The 19,808-nt window shown below is 67.7% G+C and carries 24 protein-coding genes; 17 read left to right on the top strand and 7 right to left on the bottom strand.

The window, feature by feature from the left end; genetic code table 11:
- Positions 1-6 precede the first annotated feature (6 nt).
- Positions 7-210 (bottom strand): hypothetical protein, encoded by a 204-nt coding sequence (locus KUV62_RS08070; protein ID WP_261395457.1) that lies wholly within the window; start codon positions 208-210, stop codon positions 7-9.
- A gap of 210 nt (positions 211-420) precedes the next feature.
- Complete coding sequence (locus KUV62_RS08065; protein WP_222603448.1) at positions 421-981, bottom strand: L,D-transpeptidase; 561 nt, start codon at positions 979-981, stop codon at positions 421-423.
- Between the two features lie 143 nt (positions 982-1,124).
- Between KUV62_RS08065 and trxC the strand changes: the two genes are divergently transcribed.
- On the top strand, positions 1,125-1,550 hold the full coding sequence (gene trxC / locus KUV62_RS08060; protein ID WP_222603176.1) for a thioredoxin TrxC: 426 nt from the start codon (positions 1,125-1,127) through the stop codon (positions 1,548-1,550).
- Between the two features lie 6 nt (positions 1,551-1,556).
- Here trxC and KUV62_RS08055 read toward each other — a convergent pair whose 3' ends face one another.
- The 3 genes from KUV62_RS08055 to fliL are packed head-to-tail and all read right to left on the bottom strand — an operon-like array spanning position 1,557 to position 3,115.
- A complete protein-coding gene (locus tag KUV62_RS08055; RefSeq protein ID WP_222603175.1) occupies positions 1,557-2,213 on the bottom strand; it encodes a MotE family protein in 657 nt (218 codons plus the stop codon).
- Positions 2,210-2,560 carry a hypothetical protein gene (locus KUV62_RS08050; protein ID WP_222603174.1) on the bottom strand — a complete coding sequence of 117 codons (351 nt, stop codon included), beginning with the start codon at positions 2,558-2,560 and terminating at the stop codon, positions 2,210-2,212. The genes KUV62_RS08055 and KUV62_RS08050 overlap by 4 nt, the downstream gene beginning before the upstream one ends.
- A gap of 12 nt (positions 2,561-2,572) precedes the next feature.
- Positions 2,573-3,115 (bottom strand): flagellar basal body-associated protein FliL, encoded by a 543-nt coding sequence (gene fliL / locus KUV62_RS08045; RefSeq protein WP_222603173.1) that lies wholly within the window; start codon positions 3,113-3,115, stop codon positions 2,573-2,575.
- 115 nt (positions 3,116-3,230) lie between these two features.
- Here fliL and fliF point away from each other — a divergent pair, with 115 nt between their 5' ends.
- Genes fliF through fliP form a run of 4 tightly spaced genes read left to right on the top strand, consistent with a single transcriptional unit; the run spans position 3,231 to position 6,488 of the window.
- Positions 3,231-4,880, top strand: a complete 1,650-nt coding sequence (fliF, locus tag KUV62_RS08040) for a flagellar basal-body MS-ring/collar protein FliF (protein WP_222603172.1) — start codon at positions 3,231-3,233, stop codon at positions 4,878-4,880.
- A complete protein-coding gene (locus KUV62_RS08035; RefSeq protein WP_222603171.1) occupies positions 4,877-5,479 on the top strand; it encodes an ABC transporter ATP-binding protein in 603 nt (200 codons plus the stop codon). Before fliF ends, KUV62_RS08035 begins: the two co-directional genes overlap by 4 nt.
- Positions 5,472-5,759 (top strand): FliM/FliN family flagellar motor switch protein, encoded by a 288-nt coding sequence (locus tag KUV62_RS08030; protein ID WP_222603170.1) that lies wholly within the window; start codon positions 5,472-5,474, stop codon positions 5,757-5,759. Before KUV62_RS08035 ends, KUV62_RS08030 begins: the two co-directional genes overlap by 8 nt.
- Before the next feature lie 3 nt (positions 5,760-5,762).
- On the top strand, positions 5,763-6,488 hold the full coding sequence (gene fliP, locus KUV62_RS08025) for a flagellar type III secretion system pore protein FliP (protein WP_222603169.1): 726 nt from the start codon (positions 5,763-5,765) through the stop codon (positions 6,486-6,488).
- A 156-nt stretch (positions 6,489-6,644) separates the two neighbouring features.
- On the opposite strand, the gene KUV62_RS08020 is transcribed toward fliP, so the two are convergent.
- Positions 6,645-7,574, bottom strand: a complete 930-nt coding sequence (locus tag KUV62_RS08020; protein WP_222603168.1) for a rhodanese-related sulfurtransferase — start codon at positions 7,572-7,574, stop codon at positions 6,645-6,647.
- A 219-nt stretch (positions 7,575-7,793) separates the two neighbouring features.
- Here KUV62_RS08020 and KUV62_RS08015 point away from each other — a divergent pair, with 219 nt between their 5' ends.
- The 8 genes from KUV62_RS08015 (at position 7,794) to KUV62_RS07980 (ending at position 15,571) form a co-directional block, all read left to right on the top strand.
- Positions 7,794-9,236: an alanine/glycine:cation symporter family protein gene (locus KUV62_RS08015; protein ID WP_222603167.1), complete on the top strand. Its 1,443-nt coding sequence runs from the start codon at positions 7,794-7,796 to the stop codon at positions 9,234-9,236.
- 72 nt (positions 9,237-9,308) lie between these two features.
- Positions 9,309-9,902 carry a bifunctional nicotinamidase/pyrazinamidase gene (gene pncA, locus KUV62_RS08010; protein ID WP_222603166.1) on the top strand — a complete coding sequence of 198 codons (594 nt, stop codon included), beginning with the start codon at positions 9,309-9,311 and terminating at the stop codon, positions 9,900-9,902.
- Between the two features lie 99 nt (positions 9,903-10,001).
- Positions 10,002-11,291: a nicotinate phosphoribosyltransferase gene (gene pncB, locus KUV62_RS08005; RefSeq protein ID WP_222603165.1), complete on the top strand. Its 1,290-nt coding sequence runs from the start codon at positions 10,002-10,004 to the stop codon at positions 11,289-11,291.
- A 121-nt stretch (positions 11,292-11,412) separates the two neighbouring features.
- Complete coding sequence (hisC, locus tag KUV62_RS08000; RefSeq protein ID WP_261395456.1) at positions 11,413-12,498, top strand: histidinol-phosphate transaminase; 1,086 nt, start codon at positions 11,413-11,415, stop codon at positions 12,496-12,498.
- Positions 12,495-13,403: a prephenate/arogenate dehydrogenase family protein gene (locus tag KUV62_RS07995; RefSeq protein ID WP_222603164.1), complete on the top strand. Its 909-nt coding sequence runs from the start codon at positions 12,495-12,497 to the stop codon at positions 13,401-13,403. Before hisC ends, KUV62_RS07995 begins: the two co-directional genes overlap by 4 nt.
- Positions 13,404-13,405: 2 nt before the next feature.
- Positions 13,406-14,335 carry an extensin family protein gene (locus KUV62_RS07990; protein ID WP_222603163.1) on the top strand — a complete coding sequence of 310 codons (930 nt, stop codon included), beginning with the start codon at positions 13,406-13,408 and terminating at the stop codon, positions 14,333-14,335.
- Positions 14,336-14,389: 54 nt separating this feature from the next.
- A complete protein-coding gene (locus KUV62_RS07985; protein WP_222603162.1) occupies positions 14,390-14,797 on the top strand; it encodes a VOC family protein in 408 nt (135 codons plus the stop codon).
- 231 nt (positions 14,798-15,028) lie between these two features.
- Positions 15,029-15,571, top strand: a complete 543-nt coding sequence (locus tag KUV62_RS07980) for a hypothetical protein (RefSeq protein WP_222603161.1) — start codon at positions 15,029-15,031, stop codon at positions 15,569-15,571.
- Between the two features lie 166 nt (positions 15,572-15,737).
- Here KUV62_RS07980 and KUV62_RS07975 read toward each other — a convergent pair whose 3' ends face one another.
- The gene (locus tag KUV62_RS07975; RefSeq protein WP_222603160.1) at positions 15,738-16,298 is read right to left on the bottom strand and encodes a TlpA family protein disulfide reductase; all 561 of its coding nucleotides are present in this window, start codon (positions 16,296-16,298) and stop codon (positions 15,738-15,740) included.
- Positions 16,299-16,319: 21 nt separating this feature from the next.
- On the opposite strand from KUV62_RS07975, the gene argH reads away from it, so the two are divergent.
- From argH to lysA, 4 genes are all read left to right on the top strand, one after another.
- Positions 16,320-17,711: an argininosuccinate lyase gene (gene argH / locus KUV62_RS07970; protein ID WP_222603159.1), complete on the top strand. Its 1,392-nt coding sequence runs from the start codon at positions 16,320-16,322 to the stop codon at positions 17,709-17,711.
- The gene (locus tag KUV62_RS07965) at positions 17,708-17,860 is read left to right on the top strand and encodes an argininosuccinate lyase (protein WP_222603158.1); all 153 of its coding nucleotides are present in this window, start codon (positions 17,708-17,710) and stop codon (positions 17,858-17,860) included. Before argH ends, KUV62_RS07965 begins: the two co-directional genes overlap by 4 nt.
- Positions 17,857-18,174: a DUF2834 domain-containing protein gene (locus KUV62_RS07960; RefSeq protein ID WP_222603157.1), complete on the top strand. Its 318-nt coding sequence runs from the start codon at positions 17,857-17,859 to the stop codon at positions 18,172-18,174. Before KUV62_RS07965 ends, KUV62_RS07960 begins: the two co-directional genes overlap by 4 nt.
- A 343-nt stretch (positions 18,175-18,517) precedes the next feature.
- Positions 18,518-19,783, top strand: coding sequence for a diaminopimelate decarboxylase (gene lysA, locus KUV62_RS07955; protein ID WP_222603156.1), 1,266 nt, complete (start codon positions 18,518-18,520; stop codon positions 19,781-19,783).
- The last annotated feature ends 25 nt before the right edge of the window (positions 19,784-19,808 follow it).

The following is a 19,808-nucleotide window of genomic DNA, read 5'->3' as shown; positions in this document are numbered from 1 at the left end:
GAGGGCTTACTGTGCCGGGCTCGCGGCAAGGGCGCGGGTGTCGTCGTTGCCGCGGAGCGCGGTCGCGATCACCGGCAGCAGGCCGAAGCTGAGCGCGGTTGCGAAGTAGAGCAGGACGGCGGAACCGAAGGAGACGTCGAAGGCGAGCCAGCTGGTGAGGGCTCCGATCAGGCCAAAAACGCTGCCCAAGAGAATTGCAATAACCGCCATCTGACACTCCTTAAAATGTGGTGCTGGTTACGTCGTCTATGGGGGTATCTAGCGCTTCGAATCCGGCGGGAATGTGGCCGGCCCACGGCCATACCGGACCAATTCTCGCAACATTTGCAACCTATGCGTGTCTCATTTGGTGGGTAAAAGAAAGCCGGCGCACTGGGTGGCGCGCCGGCTTTGCTTTATCTGTCAGTCGGTTGGTCTTGGTCAGAGCACGGTGACCGGGGTTCCCACAGGAACACGGTTGTAAAGATCGATGACGTGTTCGTTCAGCATCCGGATGCAGCCGTTCGACACCGAGCGACCGATCGATTCCGGCGCCGTGGTGCCGTGGATGCGGAAGAAGGTGTCGCGGCCATTCTGGAAGAGGTAGAGCGCGCGCGCTCCGAGCGGATTGCTCGGGCCGCCCGGCTGCACGTAGTCGTTGTTGACGAACTTGCTGTAGGTCGACGGCTCGCGCTGGATCATCTCGTCGGTGGGGCGCCAGGTCGGCCATTCCTTCTTGACCTGGATGATCGCGTCGCCGGTGAATTCCAGACCGGCGCGGCCGACGCCGACGCCGTAGCGGATCGCCTGACCCGGTGCGGTGACGTAATACAGGAAATGCGCGCGCGGCAGGATCAGGATCTGCCCCGGCGACAGCGTGTTCTTGATGCCGACCTGCTGGGGCCGGAATTTCGGATCGACCTCGAAGGCGAGGGCGGGCGCTGCGGCGGCGAGAGCGGTGCCGGCGGCGGCGCTGGCGACGAATTTGCGACGGGTGATCATGGGCAAGACTCGGACCTCATTTGGACAGCGCATTCATTCTCATCACCTTCAACGTGAAAGCAATGCCGTGTTTCCACGGGGGATTGTCACAATGGCGTGGGGACCACATATGATGATCATGGAATATGACTGTGGAGAGCGGGATGGTCAAACTGGTCTGTTTTGAATGCGGTCAGGCAAACCGGGTGCCGGAGGATCGGCTTTCGGCGGGCCCGAAATGCGGCACCTGCGGCGCGGCGCTGATCGACGGCAAGGCGCATGAGATCGATGCGGCGACGCTGGCAAAGGCAATCCGGACCGACGGTCTGCCGCTGGTGGTGGATTTCTGGGCCCCGTGGTGCGGCCCGTGCCGGATGATGGCGCCGGAATTCTCCAAGGCGGCGCAGGGCGTCAAGGGCCGCGCGCGGCTTGTGAAGCTCAACACAGAGGCCGAGCCTGCGGCGGCAAGTGCCTTTGGCATCAGGGGAATTCCCACGATGATCGGGTTCAGCAAGGGCCGCGAGGCGGCGCGGCAGTCGGGCGCGCTGCCGGCCTCCGAGATCGCGGCCTTCGCCGGACGGGTGGGCTGAGGCGATTCATTCCCGGGGCGCGCCGGCATTCCGTCCGGCCAACATGACGCTGATCGTATAGGCCTTCTGCGGGCTGAGACCGGCCATGATCGCCGCCGCCGCGTCTGGCCGCATCCGCCCAAGGAAGCCAGCCGCGAAATCCGGCTCCATCTCCTCGAAGAGCGCCGCGGCCTGCTTCGGCTTCATCGTGGCGTAGACCTGCGTCAGCTGGGCGACATCATCTTCTGCCGCGGTCTTGGCCAGCGCCAGGGTTTCGCGCAGCCGGCGCTCGGCCTCCTCCATGGCGCGCATCCGGCGATCGATCTCGGCTTCGGCGACGGAGAGCGCCTGCATGCGCGCCCGCAGATCCGATTCGCGCTTCGCGACGCGCGCTTCGCGCGCCTTCAGCGCCTCGAGGATCGGCGTGAGATCGGTATCGGCGGCGCCGTGATCCGGCGTACTCTCCGGGCCCTCGGTATGCGCCGGGGGCGAATGCGCCTGGCCTGTCTCCTGTGCGGTGGCCTCGTGGCTGGCTGCCGCGGGGTCTTCGAGGGCAAGCGCCGCCCCGGCCTGCATGCCGATCCTGGCCAGGGCTGACGCGATGAGCAGCCCGCCGATGACCGCGAGGACCCCGATGCCCCGCTTGCGGCGTGCGGGCTTCGATCTGCGCAGCAACGATCTCATCGTGATGCTCCGGGATGGCGAACGAATCTCGACTCCGACTCGGCCTTGGCGGGCGGCGGCTGTTCGGGGAGGTCATGCAGCGAGGCCAGCATCAGCTCGAGCCGCTTCCCGGCCTCCTCCGCCCGCTTGGTGAGGGCCTCGAGCTGCGCGGTCTCCTCTCCCGCCGTCGTCTGTGCGGCGCCGAGCGTGCGGGTCAGGTCATCCACCTGCGCCGACAGCACCGCCACCGCTCCGCCGACACCGCTTTCGAGATCGGTGAATCGCGACAGGCGGCGCGACAGGACGAAACAGTAGAAGCCTGCGCCCAGCGCGCCGGCGGCGAGAAGGATGTCGGCGATCAGGTTCATTCCGGTCCCCCGTCAGTTGAGCACGAATTCCAGCACCAGCAGGTCGCGCACGCGGTCTTCGCCGGCGACCATCTGCAGCCGCCGAAGCATCTGCGAGCGCAGCCGGATCAATGCGCCCGGCGCCTCGATATCCTCCGGCCGCAGCGCCCGAAGGTAGCTGTTCAATACGTCGATCACCCGTGGCGAGAGCGTCTCCACCTCGGCGGCATATTGCGGCGGCACCTCGAGGCTGGCGCGAAACCTCAGATGGTGCAGATTCGCCATCGTTCCCATCGAGATGGTCAGCGGCGGCAGCTCGACAAAGGCGACATTGGTGTCAGGCATCGGCAGCGGCGGATCGCTGCCATGCCCGTCGCCATGCCCCGAATCGCCGTCGCCCGCTTCGGACGGCGCGTGGCCGCCCCCGAAGGGCAGCAGGCCCGACCACGCGGCGAGAAAGCCGCCGCCACCCCCGGCAAGCGCCAGGACCAGCCCGATCAGCAGCGGCAGTTTCGACCCTTTCTTTGGCGGCGTACCCTCGTCCTCGGCGGGGGCGTCGGCCGTGGCATCGGTCATGGCGGACCTCTCGTTCATTCGCCGCCGATATAGCCATACAGAAACTAACCGATTGTTAAGTCTGATGCTCCATTGATGCGGCTACCGGGCAGAACGGTCGGAACGGAGGTTGGTCTTGCAGCAGCTCGCGACAATCTGGGGGTCTCTCGCGGGGCGCCAGCGGCTGATGGTCATCGTGGCGACGCTGGCCACGATCGCGGCGGTCCTGACGATGGGCCGCATGGCCTCGCAGCCATCGATGGCGCTGCTCTATGCCGGGCTCGAACAGGGGGCCGCGGGCGAGGTGGTGGCGGCGCTGGAAGCGCGCGGCATCCCCTACGAGGTGCGCGGCGGCGCCATCCTCGTGCCCGACATGCAGCGCGATTCGCTGCGCATGACCCTGGCGAGCGAGGGCTTGCCCGCCAATTCCAACCAGGGCTACGAGCTGCTCGACGGGCTGTCCGGCTTCGGCACCACCTCTCAGATGTTCGACGCCGCCTATTGGCGCGCCAAGGAGGGCGAGCTGGCGCGCACCATCGTCGCCAGTCCGATGATCGCCACCGCGCGGGTGCACATCGCCAATTCCACTGCGAATCCGTTTCAGCGCGACGTCTCGCCATCGGCCTCGATCTCCGTCACCACCAATGGCGACGTGCTGTCGCCGGTACAGGCGCGGGCGCTGAAATATCTCGTCGCCTCCGCGGTGCCCGGGCTGATGCCCGAGGACGTGGCGGTGATCGACGGCAAGGGCGGGCTCATCGGCGCGGAGGACGAGCCCGGCGCCGGCCCCACGGCGGAGGATCGCGCGGCGCTGCTGCGCGACCGCGTGCAACGGCTCGTGGAGGCGCGGGTCGGCCTCGGCAATGCCGTGGTCGAGGTCAGCGTCGACACGGTGACCGAGAGCGAGACCATCCGCCAGCGCCAGTTCGATCCCGAGGGGCGCGTGGTGATCTCCACCGATACCGAGGAAGAGAGCAGCACCTCGCAGGATAGCGGTGGCGGCGATGTCACCGTCGCCTCGAACCTCCCGGAGGGCGATGCTGGCGGCGGCGGCAATTCGCAGAGCCAGAGCAGCGAGACCCGCGAGCGGGTGAATTACGAGGTCTCCGAAACCATGCGCGAGGTGACCCGCGCGCCGGGGGCCATCAAGCGGCTGACCGTGGCGGTGCTGGTCAATGGCACGCTGGCGCCCGGCGCCGATGGCACCGAGCAATTCTCGCCGCTGCCGGACGAAGAGCTTGCGGCGCTGCGTGACCTGGTGGCTTCCGCCGTGGGCTTCGAGGAGGAGCGCGGCGATGAGATCACCATCCGCTCGATGCCCTTCGAGCGCCCCGAGGGGCTTGGCACCGGCCCGCTGGAGCCGGGATGGTTCAGCATGCCGCTCGATCCGATGACTCTGATCCAGATCGGAGTGTTGGCCGTGGTGGCGCTGATCCTCGGGCTCTTCGTGGTGCGCCCGATCCTCACCGCCCCTGCGCAGGCGGCCCTGCCCGGCGCGGCTGGCGGCGCGTTGGCACTGCCCGGCGGGGGCGGCGCGGAGGGCTTCGAGGCGGGTTCCGCGCTCGATGGCGAGATCGACGATGGCAGCGGCGATTTCGGCGGGTTGCCGGCGCTGGGGGGTGACGGCGGCTTCGGTGGCATGGGCATGGTCGATTTCGACAGCCCGGCCGAGGAGGATCCGGTCGATCGCCTGCGCAGCCTGATCGAGGAGCGCAAGAGCGAGACGGTCGAGATCCTGCGCAGCTGGCTCGACGAGGGCGAAGACCGGACGGAGGAGGCGAGATGACTGGGCTGGCGGAGTTTCTCGAGGATTTCGGCGTCGCGCCCGCGCGCGCGCCGGTTGCCGGGCTGCACGACGAGAGCGCGCTGGAGGCCGCCAAGCTCGAAGGGTTCGATGGCGGCTACCGCGCCGGCTGGGATGACGCAATCAATGCGCAGAGCGACGATCAGCTGCGCATCGCCAGCGATTTTGCCCAGAACCTGCAGGACCTGTCCTTCACCTATCATGAAGCCTGCAGACAGGTTCTGAACGGCATCTCGCCGCTGCTCGAGGAGGTCGTCGCCAAGCTGCTGCCGGCGTCCCTGCAGGAGACGCTGGGCCTGCATCTTGCCGAGCAGCTGCGCGCCATGGCGGCCGAGATCGGGCGGCTCGACGTGGTGATTGCCGTGGCCCCCGGGGCGTCCACCTCGGTGGCGCCGCTGATCGAGATGGAGTTCGGCTTCCCGCTCTCCCTGGTGGAGGACCCGACGCTGGCGGAGGGGCAGGCCGATATCCGCTTTAGCGAGAGCGAAACGCAGGTCGATCTCGGCGGGCTCGTACAGGAGGTGAGCGAGGCGGTGCAGGCATTCGTGCAGGACAACCGGAGGAAGGCGGCCCATGGCTGAGCAGACCGATAGCACGCGGCCGGAGGCCGCCACTCCCTTCACCGCGGTGCCGATCGAGATCACTGTCTCGGTGGGCCGCGCCCGCCCCCTTGTGCGTGATCTGCTGAAGCTGGGCGCCGGCTCGGTGCTGACGCTGGACAAGCGGCTCGAGGATCCGGTCGAGCTCTATGTCGGTGACCGGCTGATCGGCATCGGTGCGCTTGAGGTGGTCGATGGTGGCGAGAACGGCCAGCTCGCGGTGCGTCTCACAGAGGTCGTGGACTTCCGGAGCCCGAGCTGACCGATGCGGCGCACGGCTCTCACGGCGTTGATCCTGATGATCCTGGCCACGGGTGCCGCCGCGCAGGAGCTGCGGCTCGATCTCGGCGAGGGCGGCTCGCTCACCGCGACCTCGATCCAGCTTATCGCGCTGATCACCCTGCTGAGCCTGGCGCCCGGCATCGCCATCATGGTGACTTGCTTCCCCTTCCTCGTCACCGTCTTCGCGATCCTGCGGCAGGCGGTGGGGCTGCAGCAGTCGCCACCCAACATGCTGATCGTCAGCCTGGCGCTGTTCCTCACCTATTTCGTCATGGAGCCGACCTTCACCGCCGCCTGGCAGGATGGGCTCAGGCCGCTGATCGACGAGGAGATCAGCGTCGAGGAGGGGGTGGAGCGCACGCTGGTGCCGTTCCGCGGCTTCATGGCCGGACGCACCGATGATGATACCTTCGCGAGCATCGCCGATCTGCGCCCGGATGCCCGGGGCGAGACGCTGCGGCCCGAGGCGCCTCTGTCGCTGCTGATCCCCAGCTTCATGCTGTCCGAGATCGCCCGTGCCTTCCAGGTCGGCTTCCTGATCTTCCTGCCCTTCCTGATCATCGACCTCGTGGTGGCGGCGATCCTAATGTCGATGGGCATGATGATGGTGCCGCCGGCGATCGTGTCGCTGCCGTTCAAGCTGGCCTTCTTCGTCATCGCCGATGGCTGGTCGCTGCTCGCTGGAGCGCTGGTGCGCAGCTACTTCTAGCCGCGCCAGAACCGGCAGAGCCGCCCGCGGTGCCAGAGCCGCCAGCAGTGCCAAAACCGCCCGAGCCATCAGTGCCGCCAGAGGCGCCGGACGCGGCAGGGCTACCAGAGTGGGCCGACGCGGTAGAGCTGCCAGAGCCGCAAAGGCCGCGCGCGATCAGAGCTCGGGATCGTTCTCGGGCACATCGGCGTGCAGGTGGCGCTCCCCGCGGGCACGGGCCAGCGCGATCTGCTTCTGGCGCTCGCGGAAGCGCGCCTTGTCCTCCTCCGAGGTCTCGTTGATGCAGAGATGGCAGGAGACGCCGTGCTCGTATTCGGGGCGGTCGCGATCCTCGGGCAGGATGGGGCGGCGGCAGGCGTGGCAGAGCAGGTGCGGCCCCTCGCGAAGACCGTGCTCGACCGAGACTCGCCCGTCGAAGACGAAGCAGCTGCCCTGCCAGCTGCTGTCCTCCGCCGGCACCTCCTCGAGGTATTTCAGGATCCCGCCCTTGAGGTGATAGACCTCCTCGACCCCCTGGCCCATCAGCCAGTTGGTGGATTTCTCGCAGCGGATGCCGCCGGTGCAGAACATCGCGATGCGCTTGTTGTGAAAGCGCTCCTTGTTGGCCTCCCACCAGGCGGGGAAATCGCGGAAGCTCTCGGTCTGCGGGTCCACCGCGCCCTCGAAGGTGCCGATGGCGACCTCGTAATCGTTGCGGGTGTCGATCACCGCCACGTCGGGCGAGCGGATCAGCGCGTTCCAGTCGGCGGGCTCGACATAGTGGCCGACCTGCGCGCGCGGATCGACATCGGCCTGGCCCATCGTCACGATCTCGCGCTTCAGCCGCACCTTCATGCGGGCAAACGGCCGTTCCTGTGCGCTCGAGAGCTTCCACTCGAGCCCCTCGCAGCCGGGCAGGGCGCGGATATGCGCCAGCACCGCGTCGATGCCGGCGCGCGGCCCGGCGATGGTACCATTGATGCCTTCGCCGGCCAGCAACAGCGTGCCGGTGACCTGCTCGGCGCGGCAGAGCTCGAGCAGTGGCGCGCGCAGGGCGTCGGGGGCATCGAAGCGGGTGAAGTGGTAGAGGGCGCAGACGGTAAACATGGGCGGAGACATAGGCCCAAGCCCGCGCCACGCGCAAGCGGACAGGATGGCGCGCCCCGCGCCAGAGCGCCCGGGATCGGTCAAGCTGCCGTTTCTTATGGGGAAACTGGCGCAAACAGGGCGCTTTTCGCTTTCGGGCGCGACCGTCAAAGGCGTAGGGTCTGGCTGTGGGGGTTCTCCTTCACGTTGTGTGGCCAGAACAGATGAAGGATCGTGCTGATGGGGTTTCTGGATACGATATTCAATGCAATCAATGATCTGACCTGGGGTTGGGCGCTGGTGCCCTTCCTTGTGATCCTCGGCGTGTTCTTCACCGCGGCGAGCGGGTTCGTGCAGTTCCGATTCTTCAAGCGGATGTTCGGCGTGCTGACCTCGGGCAGCGACACCAACGATCCGTCCCACATCAGCGCCCGCGAGGCGCTGTTTGTTTCGGTCGGGGGCAGAGTGGGCGGCGGCAACATCGCCGGCGTGGCGGTGGCGATCACCGCCGGCGGCCCCGGCGCGGTGTTCTGGATGTGGGTGATCGCGCTCGTGGGCATGGCCTCGGGCCTGATCGAGGCGACGCTGGCGCAGGTCTTCAAGCGCACCGGACCCAGCGGCGATTATCGTGGCGGCCCGGCACGCTCGATCATCCATGGTCTCGGCAGCCATTACCGCTGGCTGGCGGCGATCTACGCGGTCTGCCTGATCGCCTCCTTCGCCATCGGCTTCAACGCCTTCCAGGGCAACACCGTGGCCGGCGCCGCCGCCGACAGCATGGGCATCCCGCGGGTCGCCACCGGCGCGGTGCTGGCGATCCTGACGGCGGTCATCGTCTATGGCGGCATCCACCGCATCGCCAAGGCCGCCGACGTGATCATCCCGGTGATGGCGATCGGCTATATCGGCATGGCGCTGCTGATCATCGTGCTCAACATCACCAGCCTGCCGGCGGTGATCATCGACATCGTCGCCAACGCCTTCGGCTTCCGCGAGGCCGTCGCGGGCGGCATGGGGGCGGCGCTGGCCAATGGTCTGCGCCGGGGGCTGTTCTCCAACGAGGCCGGTCTTGGCTCCGCGCCCAACGTGGCCGCCACCGCCTACAACCTGCACCCGGTGAGCCAGGGCATCACCCAGAGCTTCTCGGTGTTCATCGACACCATCATCATCTGCTCCTGCACCGCATTCGTCATCCTGCTCGGCGATGTCTACCAGCCCGGCGCCGAGGGCGTGGACGGCGTGGCGCTGACCCAGCAGAGCATGGTGCATCACGTCGGCAACTGGGCGCAGTATTTCCTGACCTTCGCGATCCTGCTCTTCTCGTTCAGCTCGATCATGTACAACTACTACCTCGGCGAGAACGCGCTGACCTTCATGACCGAGAAGCCGATGGCGCTGCAGATCCTGCGCATCGCCATCATCGGCATCGTCTTCCTCGGGGCCACCGCGCCGGGGGCGACGGTGGTGTTCAACTTCTCCGATCCGCTGATGGGCATCCTCGCCATCGTCAACCTGCTGGCGCTGATGATGATGTTCCCGATCGCGCTGCGCCTGATCCGCGATTTCCGCGCCCAGGTGGATGCGGGCGTGTCGCGGCCGGTCTTCGATCCGGCGCAGTTCCCGGATCTCGACGTCGATCACACCGCCTGGCCTGACGCCCCTTCGCGCAAGGCGGCGGAGTGAGCGCGTAGCCTCGCCTTGACCCCGCCTCCGGGCGGGGTCAGGGTCTGCCGAAAGCGATCAGGAGGCTCTGCCATGCACGCGCTCGTCATCATCGACGTCCAGAACGATTTCTGCCCCGGGGGCGCGCTGGCGGTGGCCGGCGGTGACGAGATCGTGGCAAAGATCAACGCCATGATGGCCGATTTCGACGCGGTGATCCTGACCCAGGACTGGCACCCGGCGGGGCATTCCTCCTTCGCCAGTCAGCACGACGGCAAGGCGCCGCTCGAGATGATCGAGATGCCCTACGGGCCGCAGGTGCTCTGGCCCGACCATTGCGTGCAGGGCAGCCCGGGCGCCGCCTTCCACCCCGGGCTCGACACCGATCGCGCCGAGCTGATCATCCGCAAGGGCTTCCGCGCCGGGATCGACAGCTACTCGGCCTTCTTCGAGAATGACCAGACCACGCCCACCGGGCTCGAGGGCTACCTGCGCACGCGCGGCATCAGCCGACTGACGCTGGTCGGGCTGGCGACCGATTTCTGCGTCAATTTCTCGGCCGTGGATGCGGCGAAGCTGGGCTTTGAGGTGACGGTCCACGAGGCCGCCTGCCGGGGCATCGACCTCGACGGCTCTCTGGCGGCAGCGCGTGAGGGAATGACGGCGGCGGGCGTGACGCTGGCCTGATCCGGCCCGGGCGCGAAAAAACCCTTTCGAGAAAGCGCTTGGACCCCTTGGCGCGGATGGCGTATCAGGGGCATCGACGTTGCGCATGAGGAACCGCCAGTGGAAATCGCCACCCGAGTCTGGAACCACAAGTGGAAGATCGACCCGATCGTCCGCTCGTTGATCGACACCGATTTCTACAAGTTGCTGATGTGCCAGTCGGTGTTTCACAACCGACCCGACGTGCAGGTGACCTTCAGCCTGATCAATCGCTCGCACCACGTTCCGCTCGCCAAGCTGATCGACGAGGGCGAGTTGCGCGAGCAGCTCGACCACATCCGCTCGCTGTCGCTGACCCGTGGCGAGAGCACCTGGCTGCGCGGCAACACCTTCTACGGCAAGCGCCAGATGTTCCGCCCGGATTTCATGGAGTGGTTCGAGAAGCTGCGCCTGCCGCCCTATTTCCTCGAGCGCGTCGGCGACCAGTACGAGCTGACCTTCGAGGGCTCCTGGCCCGAGGTCATGCTGTGGGAGATCCCGGCGCTGGCGGTGCTGATGGAGCTGCGCAGCCGCGCCGTGCTCGACGACATGAAGAAGTTCGAGCTCCAGGTGCTCTACGCCCGCGCCGCCACCAAGCTCTGGGAGAAGATCGAGCGCCTGCGCGAGCAGCCCGGCGTGAAGATCGCCGATTTCGGCACCCGCCGGCGCCACAGCTTCCTCTGGCAGGACTGGTGCGTGCAGGCGATGACCGAGGGGCTGGGCGATCGCTTCACCGGCACCTCGAACTGCCTGATCGCCAAGAACCGCGATCTCGAGGCCATCGGCACCAATGCCCACGAACTGCCTATGGTCTATGCCGCGCTGGCCGAGGACGACGCCGCGCTGGCGCGTGCGCCCTACGACGTCTTGGCCGACTGGCATCAGGAGCACGAAGGCAACCTGCGCATCATCCTCCCCGACACCTATGGCACCGAGGGCTTCCTCGAGCGCGCGCCGGACTGGCTGGCGGGCTGGACCGGCATCCGCATCGACAGCGGCGATCCCGCGCGCGGCGCCGAGATCGCCATCGACTGGTGGAAGAAACGCGGCGAGGATCCGACCCAGAAGCTGGTGATCTTCTCCGACGGGCTCGACGAGGAGAAGATCCTCGAGCTCTACAAGCAGTTTGCCGGCCGGGTGCGGGTTTCCTTCGGCTGGGGCACCCTGCTGACCAATGATTTCCGCGGCCTGACGCCGGATGACCGGTTGGCGCCGTTCAGCCTCGTCTGCAAGGCGGTGAGCGCCAACGGCAAGCCCACGGTGAAGCTGTCGGACAATCCCAACAAGGCGATGGGGCCCGAGAGCGAGATCGCGCGCTACAAGCGGGTCTTCGAGGTCGGCGAGCAGGAGCGCCGCGACGTCGTGGTCTGAGCCCCGGCGCACAAGAATTTTCGGACGAAAATTCTTCGGCTCCAGCGGTGGGGCTGGTCTAGGCTGGCAATGCCGCAAGGCGCGGGCTAGAAGGGCGCGGCAGTATCTGTAAGGTGGCATCATGGCTGGTATCGAACCGCAGCCCGGGATCATGGAAATCGCGCTCTACGAGGGCGGCAAATCCAGCGTCGCGGGCGTGTCGAACGTCGTCAAGCTGAGCTCGAACGAGAACCCGTTCGGGCCCTCTCCCGCCGCGCAGGAGGCGGTGAAGCGCGTCGTCCACGAGATGCATCGCTACCCCTCGACCGACCATGCCGAACTGCGCGCCGCCATCGCCGAGGTGCACGGGCTCGATGCCGAGCGCATCATCTGCGGCGTCGGTTCCGACGAGGTGCTGCAAATCCTCTGCCACGCCTATGCCGGCGAGGGCGACGAGGTGATCCACACCGAGCACGGCTTCGCCATGTACAAGATCCTCGCCCACGCCGTCGGCGCGACGCCGGTCGAGGTGGCCGAGACCGAGCGCGTGGTGTCGGTCGACAACATCCTCGCGGCCTGCAACGAGCGCACCAAGCTGGTGTTCATCGCCAACCCCAACAACCCGACCGGCACGATGATCGGGCTGGCCGAGATCGAGCGGCTGGCCGAGAACTTGCCGCCGCAGGCGATCCTCGTGCTCGACGGCGCCTATGCCGAATATGTCGAGGGCTATGACGGTGGCGCGCAGCTCGTCGAGTCGCGTGGCAACGTGGTGATGACCCGCACCTTCTCCAAGCTCTACGGGCTGGGCGGGATGCGCGTCGGCTGGGGCTACGGCCCGAAAGAGATCATCGACGTGCTGGCCCGCATCCGCCAGCCCTTCAACCTGTCGAACGTGGCGCTGGTGGCTGCCGAGGCGGCGATCCGCGACACCGCGCATGTGGAGAAGAGCCGCGAGGACAACACCCGCCTGCGCGCCTGGCTGGCCGAGGCGCTGGCCGAGCATGGCGTGCCGTCGGATGCCTCGACCGCGAATTTCGTGCTGGCCCGCTTCACCAGCCCCGACGAGGCCGCCGCCTGCGACACCTACCTGCAGAGCCAGGGCATCATCGTGCGACGTGTGACCGGCTACAAGCTGCCCGCCGCGCTGCGCATCACCGTGGGCGACGAGGCCTCGTGCCGCCGGGTGGCGCATTGCATCGGGCTGTTCAAGGCAGGCGCGCGATGAGCTACGGCAAGGTCGCCCTGATCGGTCTCGGCCTGATCGCCTCGTCGATGTACTGGGCGATGAAGCGGGCCGGGATGGCGACGCATGTCTCGGGCTATGCCCGCAGCAGCGAGACCCGCGAGACCGCGCGCCGCATCGGCCTGTGCGACACGGTCTGCGACAGCGCCGAAGAGGCGGTCAAGGATGCCGACCTGATCGTGCTGGCGGTTCCCGTGGGGGCGATGGGCCGGGTGGCCGAGGCCATCGCGCCGCATCTCAAGCCCGGCGCCACCGTCACCGATGTCGGCTCGGTCAAGAAGGCGGTGATCGAGGCGGTCGGCCCGCATATTCCCGAGGGCGTGCATTTCGTCCCCGCCCACCCGATGGCGGGCACCGAGCATTCCGGCCCCGAATCGGGCTTCGCCTCCCTCTACGACAACCGCTGGTGCCTGATCGTCCCCGAGGATGCCTCGGAAGAGGCGACCGCCGCGCTCGAGACCTATTGGCAGGCGCTGGGCGCCAACACCCAGCGCATGGAAGCGGCCCATCACGATCTGGTCTGCGCTGTGGTGAGCCACGTTCCGCACCTCATCGCCTACACGATGGTGGGCGTCGCCGACGACCTGCGCCGGGTCTCGGACCAGGAGGTGATCAAGTTCTCCGCCGCCGGTTTCCGGGATTTCACCCGCATCGCCGCCTCCGATCCGACCATGTGGCGCGACGTGTTCCTGACCAACAAGGAAGCCTCGCTCGAGATCCTCGGGCGCTTCACCGAAGAGCTCTTCGCACTGCAGCGGGCGATCCGCACCGGCGACGGTGACACGCTGTTCGACTATTTCACCCATACGCGCGAGATCCGGCGCGGCATCCTGCAGGCCGGGCAGGACACCGACGCACCGGATTTCGGCCGGATTCGGAAGGAATGAGCATGCGGGGGCTCTGGACGCTGATCTGTCTTCTGGCACTTGCGTCGCAGGCCCCTGCCTCTCCTCCCGAAACCTCGCTGCGCCCACTGGCGCGCGATGCGGCGCCGCAGCCCGCCCCGATCCCCGCCTCCGCCTTCATCGTCAGCGCCGCGCCCGATGGCACGCTGTCGCGCCGCCGCCCCGAGGAGCGCCCCTCCGAGATGGCCGCCGCCTTCGAAGAAGGGCTGGCGCAGGATCTGCGCGCCGCCGGCGTGCCGGGCTTCGTGCCGGAGGACGCCGCCGCCGGCATCGCCCGAGCCAAGGCCTTTGCCGCGCGCTCGCCGCAGGCCATCGCGCTGTCGCTGCGGCCACTCTTGCGCCCCAAGGCGATGGTCGAGAAAGCCATGGCGCGGCGGCAGGAGCGCGCCCGCGGCGCGGTCTGCGGCGATCTCGCCATACAGGGGCAGGCTATGGGCTACGTGCCCGGCCGGATCGCCGCCTGCGGCATCGAGAACGCGGTAAAGCTGCGCTCGGTGGCAGGGGTCAGGCTGAGCCAGCAGGCGTTGATGGATTGCACCACCGCCAAGACGCTGAAGCGCTGGATCGAGCAGGGGCTGAAGCCTGCCGTCGGCAGCCAGGGCGGCGGGGTCGAGGGGCTTCGCGTGGCGGCGCATTACGCTTGCCGCACCCGGAACAACCGCCCCGGCGGCAAGATCAGCGAGCATGGCAAGGGCCGGGCCATCGACATCTCGGGCGTCTTGCTGCGGGACGGCTCCGAGATCAGCGTGCTGCGTGACTGGGGCGGTGGCGCCAAGGGGCGCGCGCTGCGCCAGATGCACAAGACCGCCTGCGGCCGCTTTGGCACGGTGCTCGGCCCGGGCTCGGACGGCTATCACCGCGATCACCTGCATTTCGACACGGCCCGCCACCGCAGCGGCTCCTACTGCCGCTGACACGGCTTGCTCTCCCGCCGCGCCCGACGCAGGCTGGCCCCGGGAGGACGACACATGAAGCTCAAGCTGCACCACATCAATTTCTCGACCGAGAAGGTCGGCGAGATGACCGAGTTCTATCGCCGGATCCTGTGCCTCGACGCGGCCGAGGATGATCTCCCGGCGCTCGAGAAGGGCAAGGGCTATGCCGGCGACGTGGGCTTCGTCTGGGATGGCGCGGTGCAGGTCCATCTGGCCGAGAAGGACGTGATGGCCGGCTTCAAGACCGGGCAGGTGGTGAACCCGCTGGTGCGCGGCCACATCGCCTATCGCACCGACGATCTCGACGCCTTCAAGGCGCATCTCGAGGCCGAGGGCGTGCCCTATGCCGATTGGGGCCACGCGGCGGTGAAGGGCTGGCGACAGATCTTCTTCTACGACCCCGACGGCAACATCATCGAAGTGCACCAGGTGGCAGACTGACGGCCGGATTCGGCGCGTAAATGCGGGCATACTCGGCGCTGGCCGCAGGTCTGCGCGACCCGCGTTGCGGGTATTCCGGTGCGGGTCAGAAACGATTCCGAAAGTGCCGACGGGATTGTTTGCCAGAATGAGTGGTTTGAGGCGAAAAAGTGTCACGCGCTTGCCAAGCGTCTGATTTTCGTCAAATTCTCGGAGCTGCGGTGGGGGCCGCTGAACCGGAGTAGGACGCCAATGCGTGCTCTCGTCTTGTCCATCGTGGCCGTTCTGGCCGCCACACCGCTGCCGGGGGATATCGCCTGGCAGACCGGGCGCATGGCGCCGGGGTCGGTGATGGTGATGGAAGAGCAGGGCGGTGTGGTCCTGTCGCATGTGGCGCAGGGCCGTGAGGGCGGTCTGTTCCGGTTCGATACCTACAAGGGCAAGGGCACTGCGCCGGTCTATCAGGGCAGCTACTACACCAATGACCGGGGCGAGGTGGTGCGCAGCGTGACAGCCGAAGGGCAGGTCACCGAGTTTGAACCGCACCGCTGTGCCCGCACACTGGGGACATGCAGCTACGTGATCCTTCATTCCGACGGCTTCCGGGAGACCCGCAGACGGGCGACCCGGGAGACGGTTCTGGGCCTGGCCTGGACGGAATGGGGGCTCGACGGGCTGGTCTCCACCGGCGCGCTCGAGCTCGATCCGCTCGGCGTCGCCAGGACGGGATGGCAGAAGGATCACCGGAGCGGCCGCAGCACGCTGTCGCGACGGATCCTGATGACGCTGCGCTGAAAGGCGTGGCGCCGTGACAGTCCGGATGCGCCCGTGAGGGGGCGTCCAGGTATCGACGTAAGGTGCGGGGCGGGCAGGCGCCTGCCCCGCAAAGCCGCGTCGCACGATCTTTGGCCCTGCAATGCCTCACGGCGAGACGGGCCTGGCCGGGATCAGCTTGCCGGCATCAGCTCTCGGGGCCGATCAGCGCGGAGATAACCGCCCGCGCGCTCTCGGACGCCCAGTCGGCATCGCCGCGCAGCCGCGCGACCTCTTCGCCCTCGGGGTTCAGGATCACTGTGATCGGCAGGCCGAGCACGCCCATCTCGCGCGCCAGCACCGAGCCCGGATCGCGGTGCAGCGGCAGGCTGTCGACGCCGATCTCCTCGAAGAATTCCTGCATCGCGACCGGCGGGTTGCGCCCGGTGGCGATGGTCACGACCTCGAAGCGCTCGCCGCCCAGCTCGTCCTGCAGCGCCGCCAGCGCCGGCATCTCCTTGCGGCAGGGGGCGCACCATGTCGCCCAGAAGTTCACCAGCAGCCATTTGCCCTGCCAGTCCGAGAGCTTGAGAGGCGCGCCCTCGAAGGTCTCGAACGCCGCCGTTCCGGACGGCTTGGCCTCGGAATGGAAGGTGAGCTTCTTCATGTCGCCGTCGCGCAGCGCCTCGGCGGCACTGGTGTCGGCGAGCGCCGGATTTGCAAGCGCCGCGGTGGCGGTATAGAGGAGCGCAAGCGCCAGTTTTCTCATGATCCCTCCCGGAGTGATGCCATGTCCGACAAGTCCTCGAACCAGATGTGGGGCGGCCGCTTTGCCGCTGGTCCCGACGCGATCATGGAGGCGATCAACGCCTCGATCGGGTTCGACAAGCGACTCGCGGCGCAGGATATCGCCGGATCTCGGGCCCATGCCGCCATGCTGGCCGCCACGGGCATCATCAGTGATAGCGATGCCGAGACCATTCGGGAAGGTCTGCTCACGGTACTGTCAGAGATCGAGGAGGGGCGGTTCACCTTCTCCACCGCGCTGGAAGACATCCACATGAACGTGGAAGCCCGGCTCAAGGAGATCGTCGGCGAGCCGGCGGGCCGGCTGCACACCGCGCGCTCGCGCAACGACCAGGTGGCGACCGACTTCAAGCTCTGGGTGCGCGACCAGTTCGACGCCTTCGAGAGCGGCCTTCTGGCGCTGATCCGCGCGCTGGTCGATCAGGCCGATGCCGGCGCCGAGTGGGTCATGCCGGGCTTCACCCACCTGCAGACCGCGCAGCCGGTGACCTGGGGCCATCACATGATGGCCTATGTCGAGATGTTCGCCCGCGACCTGAGCCGCGTGCGCGACGCCCGCAAGCGGATGAACGAATGCCCGCTGGGCTCGGCGGCGCTGGCCGGCACCGGCTTTGCCATCGACCGCCACATGACGGCGGAGGCGCTGGGCTTCGACCGCCCGACCGCCAACTCGCTCGACGCCGTCTCTGATCGCGATTTCGCGCTCGAGTTCCTGAGCACCGCCAGCATCTCGGCCATGCACCTCTCGCGTTTTGCCGAGGAGCTGGTGATCTGGTCTTCGGCGCAGTTCCGCTTCGTGGCGCTGTCGGACCGGTTCTCCACCGGCTCCTCGATCATGCCGCAGAAGAAGAACCCCGACGCCGCCGAGCTGATCCGCGCCAAGATCGGCCGCATCTTCGGCGCCAACGTGGCGCTGATGACGGTGATGAAGGGGCTGCCGCTGGCCTATTCCAAGGACATGCAGGAAGACAAGGAACAGGTCTTCGACGCCGCCGACAACCTGATGCTGGCGCTCGCCGCGATGGAAGGCATGGTCAAGGACATGTCGGCCAATGTCGAGAACCTCGAGGCCGCCGCCTCCGCCGGCTTCTCCACTGCGACCGACCTCGCCGACTGGCTGGTGCGCGAGACCGGCCTGCCGTTCCGCGAGGCGCATCACGTCACCGGATCGCTGGTGGCGATGGCCGAGGGCAAGGGCTGCGACCTGCCGGACCTGTCGCTTTCGGAGATGCAATCTGTGAGCTCCGCGATCACCGAGGGTATCTATGACGTGCTGGGTGTGCATAACTCGGTGGCGAGCCGCCTGAGCCATGGCGGCACCGCCCCTGCCCGCGTGCGCGAGCAGGTCGCCCGCTGGAAGGAGATCCTCGCGTGACACGCCTCGTCCTGAGCTTCGGGCTTGTCGCCCTGCTCGCCGCCTGCGGCGCCGATGGCGCGCCGATCACGCCCGAGCCGAAGGACGAGACGCCGCCGACGGGCATCTCGATCTCGGGCTCGGCCTCGGTGGGAATCGCCAAGCGGTGAGCCTGCGGCTGCGCCATCTCTGGCTGGCGCTGGCGCTCTGGGGCGCGGTGCACCCGATGGTGTATTTCGTTGGCTGGCTGGCGCGGAACGGCTGGTCGCTCAGCGGGATGATCGAGGCGTGGTTTGCCAATGCCGCCGTGACCGGGCTGGCCTGGGATCTGGTGATCAGCGCCGTGGTCCTGACGCTCTGGGTGCTGGCCGAAGTCGCGGTGCGGCGCAACTGGGAGGCGCTTTGGGCGATCCCGGCCACCTTCCTCATCGGCGTGAGCTGCGGTCTGCCGCTCTATCTCTGGCTCCGCTCCCGGCCCGTCTGAACAGGCGGTGCGCGCCCGCGGGGCGCGCGCAGGTCGTCTTGCCGGCGGCCTTTGGCCACCGGCGCGGGGGCCTGTGGATGGTCTGACGCGTTTGCCGGAGGGGGGGCGCGTGGAGGCGGCGCGTTTTTGAGTATTTGGAACGTAGAGAAGCTGGGGATGGGGCGTCTCGGGTCCGGCGTCTGGTCGGCGGTGCGCATGTGGCGCGGGCAGGGGTTTGAGTATTTGGGACGTAGAGAAGACGGGGGCGTCAGGGCGGTGCCGTCGGTTTGCGCGCAGTGGTCGCGGGGGCTGGTGAAAGCGCCGGGGCTGCGCTATGGCGGCGCCTGTAGCGCAGGAGGCCGGTATGGACCATTTTCTCTATCGTGACGGGCAGCTCTATGCCGAGGACGTGCCGGTGGCCGAGATCGCCGCCGCGGTCGGCACGCCGGTCTATGTCTATTCCACCGCCACGCTGCTGCGCCATTTCCGCCTCTTCGACGAGGCGCTGGCCTGGGGGCCGCATCTCGTCTGCTACGCCATGAAGGCGGCCTCGAACCAGGCCATCCTGAAGACGCTGGCCGAGGCCGGGGCCGGGATGGACGTGGTCTCGGGCGGCGAATACGCCCGCGCCAGGGCCGCCGGCGTGCCCGGCGAGCGCATCGTGTTCTCCGGCGTCGGCAAGACCCGCGAAGAGATCCGCACCGCGCTCGAGGGCGGCATCCGCCAGTTCAACATCGAGAGCGAGCCCGAGATGCGGGTGATCTCGGAGGTGGCCTCGGCGATGGGCGTCGTGGCGCCGGTCACCGTGCGGGTGAACCCGGATGTCGACGCCAGGACCCACGCCAAGATCGCCACCGGCAAGAGCGAGAACAAGTTCGGCATTCCGATCGCCAAGGCCCGCGCGGTCTATGCCGAGGCCGCCGCCCTGCCCGGGCTTAAGGTGATCGGCATCGACGTGCATATCGGCTCGCAGCTCACCGAGCTCGAGCCCTTCGCCATGGCCTATCGCAAGGTCGCCGAGCTCACCGAGGCGCTGCGCGCCGACGGGCACGAGATTTCGCGGCTTGATCTCGGCGGCGGCCTCGGGATTCCCTACACCCGCAGCAACGAGGCACCGCCGCTGCCGGTCGAATACGGCGCGATGATCGAGCGCGAGCTCGGCCACCTGGGCTGCGAGATCGAGATCGAGCCGGGTCGGCTGATCGCCGGCAATGCCGGCATCCTCGTCTCCGAGGTGATCTACCTCAAGGAAGGCGAGGGGCGGAACTTCCTGATCCTCGACGCCGCGATGAACGACCTGATCCGCCCGGCCATGTACGAGGCGCATCACGACATCGTGCCGGTGATCGAGCCGGAGGCCGGCGCCGAGCAGGCCGCGTTCGACATCGTCGGCCCGGTCTGCGAATCCGGCGACACCTTCGCCAAGGGCCGGATGATGCCGGCGCTGGGGGCGGGCGATCTCGTCGCCTTCCGCTCGGCGGGCGCCTATGGCGCGGTGATGTCGAGCGAGTACAATACGCGGGCACTGATCCCCGAAGTGCTGGTGAAAGGTGATCAATTCGCCGTCATTCGCCGGAGACCGAGCTTTGAGGAAATCATAAACCGCGATAGCCTGCCCGAGTGGCTGTAGGGCATTCCTCCTGCGGCCGGGACCG

The organism is Salipiger bermudensis (assembly GCF_019801965.1).
GTDB classification, from domain to species: domain Bacteria; phylum Pseudomonadota; class Alphaproteobacteria; order Rhodobacterales; family Rhodobacteraceae; genus Salipiger; species Salipiger bermudensis_A.
Note: the sequence above shows the minus strand (reverse complement) of the source record. Positions and strands in the feature narration are given on the sequence as shown.

Excerpts from the sequence above, each read along its gene's own strand:
- KUV62_RS08030 (WP_222603170.1), top strand. The coding sequence starts at position 5,472 with ATGGCTGAGCAGACCGATAGCACGCGGCCGGAGGCCGCCACTCCCTTC.
- lysA (WP_222603156.1), top strand. The coding sequence starts at position 18,518 with ATGGACCATTTTCTCTATCGTGACGGGCAGCTCTATGCCGAGGACGTG.
- hisC (WP_261395456.1), top strand. The coding sequence starts at position 11,413 with ATGGCTGGTATCGAACCGCAGCCCGGGATCATGGAAATCGCGCTCTAC.
- fliL (WP_222603173.1), bottom strand. The coding sequence starts at position 3,115 with ATGACCGATGCCACGGCCGACGCCCCCGCCGAGGACGAGGGTACGCCG.
- KUV62_RS08035 (WP_222603171.1), top strand. The coding sequence starts at position 4,877 with ATGACTGGGCTGGCGGAGTTTCTCGAGGATTTCGGCGTCGCGCCCGCG.
- KUV62_RS07975 (WP_222603160.1), bottom strand. The coding sequence starts at position 16,298 with ATGAGAAAACTGGCGCTTGCGCTCCTCTATACCGCCACCGCGGCGCTT.
- KUV62_RS08055 (WP_222603175.1), bottom strand. The coding sequence starts at position 2,213 with ATGAGATCGTTGCTGCGCAGATCGAAGCCCGCACGCCGCAAGCGGGGC.
- pncA (WP_222603166.1), top strand. The coding sequence starts at position 9,309 with ATGCACGCGCTCGTCATCATCGACGTCCAGAACGATTTCTGCCCCGGG.
- KUV62_RS08065 (WP_222603448.1), bottom strand. The coding sequence starts at position 981 with ATGATCACCCGTCGCAAATTCGTCGCCAGCGCCGCCGCCGGCACCGCT.
- KUV62_RS08050 (WP_222603174.1), bottom strand. The coding sequence starts at position 2,560 with ATGAACCTGATCGCCGACATCCTTCTCGCCGCCGGCGCGCTGGGCGCA.
- KUV62_RS08020 (WP_222603168.1), bottom strand. The coding sequence starts at position 7,574 with ATGTTTACCGTCTGCGCCCTCTACCACTTCACCCGCTTCGATGCCCCC.
- KUV62_RS08015 (WP_222603167.1), top strand. The coding sequence starts at position 7,794 with ATGGGGTTTCTGGATACGATATTCAATGCAATCAATGATCTGACCTGG.
- KUV62_RS08070 (WP_261395457.1), bottom strand. The coding sequence starts at position 210 with ATGGCGGTTATTGCAATTCTCTTGGGCAGCGTTTTTGGCCTGATCGGA.
- KUV62_RS07985 (WP_222603162.1), top strand. The coding sequence starts at position 14,390 with ATGAAGCTCAAGCTGCACCACATCAATTTCTCGACCGAGAAGGTCGGC.
- KUV62_RS07990 (WP_222603163.1), top strand. The coding sequence starts at position 13,406 with ATGCGGGGGCTCTGGACGCTGATCTGTCTTCTGGCACTTGCGTCGCAG.
- argH (WP_222603159.1), top strand. The coding sequence starts at position 16,320 with ATGTCCGACAAGTCCTCGAACCAGATGTGGGGCGGCCGCTTTGCCGCT.
- KUV62_RS07995 (WP_222603164.1), top strand. The coding sequence starts at position 12,495 with ATGAGCTACGGCAAGGTCGCCCTGATCGGTCTCGGCCTGATCGCCTCG.
- fliP (WP_222603169.1), top strand. The coding sequence starts at position 5,763 with ATGCGGCGCACGGCTCTCACGGCGTTGATCCTGATGATCCTGGCCACG.
- trxC (WP_222603176.1), top strand. The coding sequence starts at position 1,125 with ATGGTCAAACTGGTCTGTTTTGAATGCGGTCAGGCAAACCGGGTGCCG.
- KUV62_RS07980 (WP_222603161.1), top strand. The coding sequence starts at position 15,029 with ATGCGTGCTCTCGTCTTGTCCATCGTGGCCGTTCTGGCCGCCACACCG.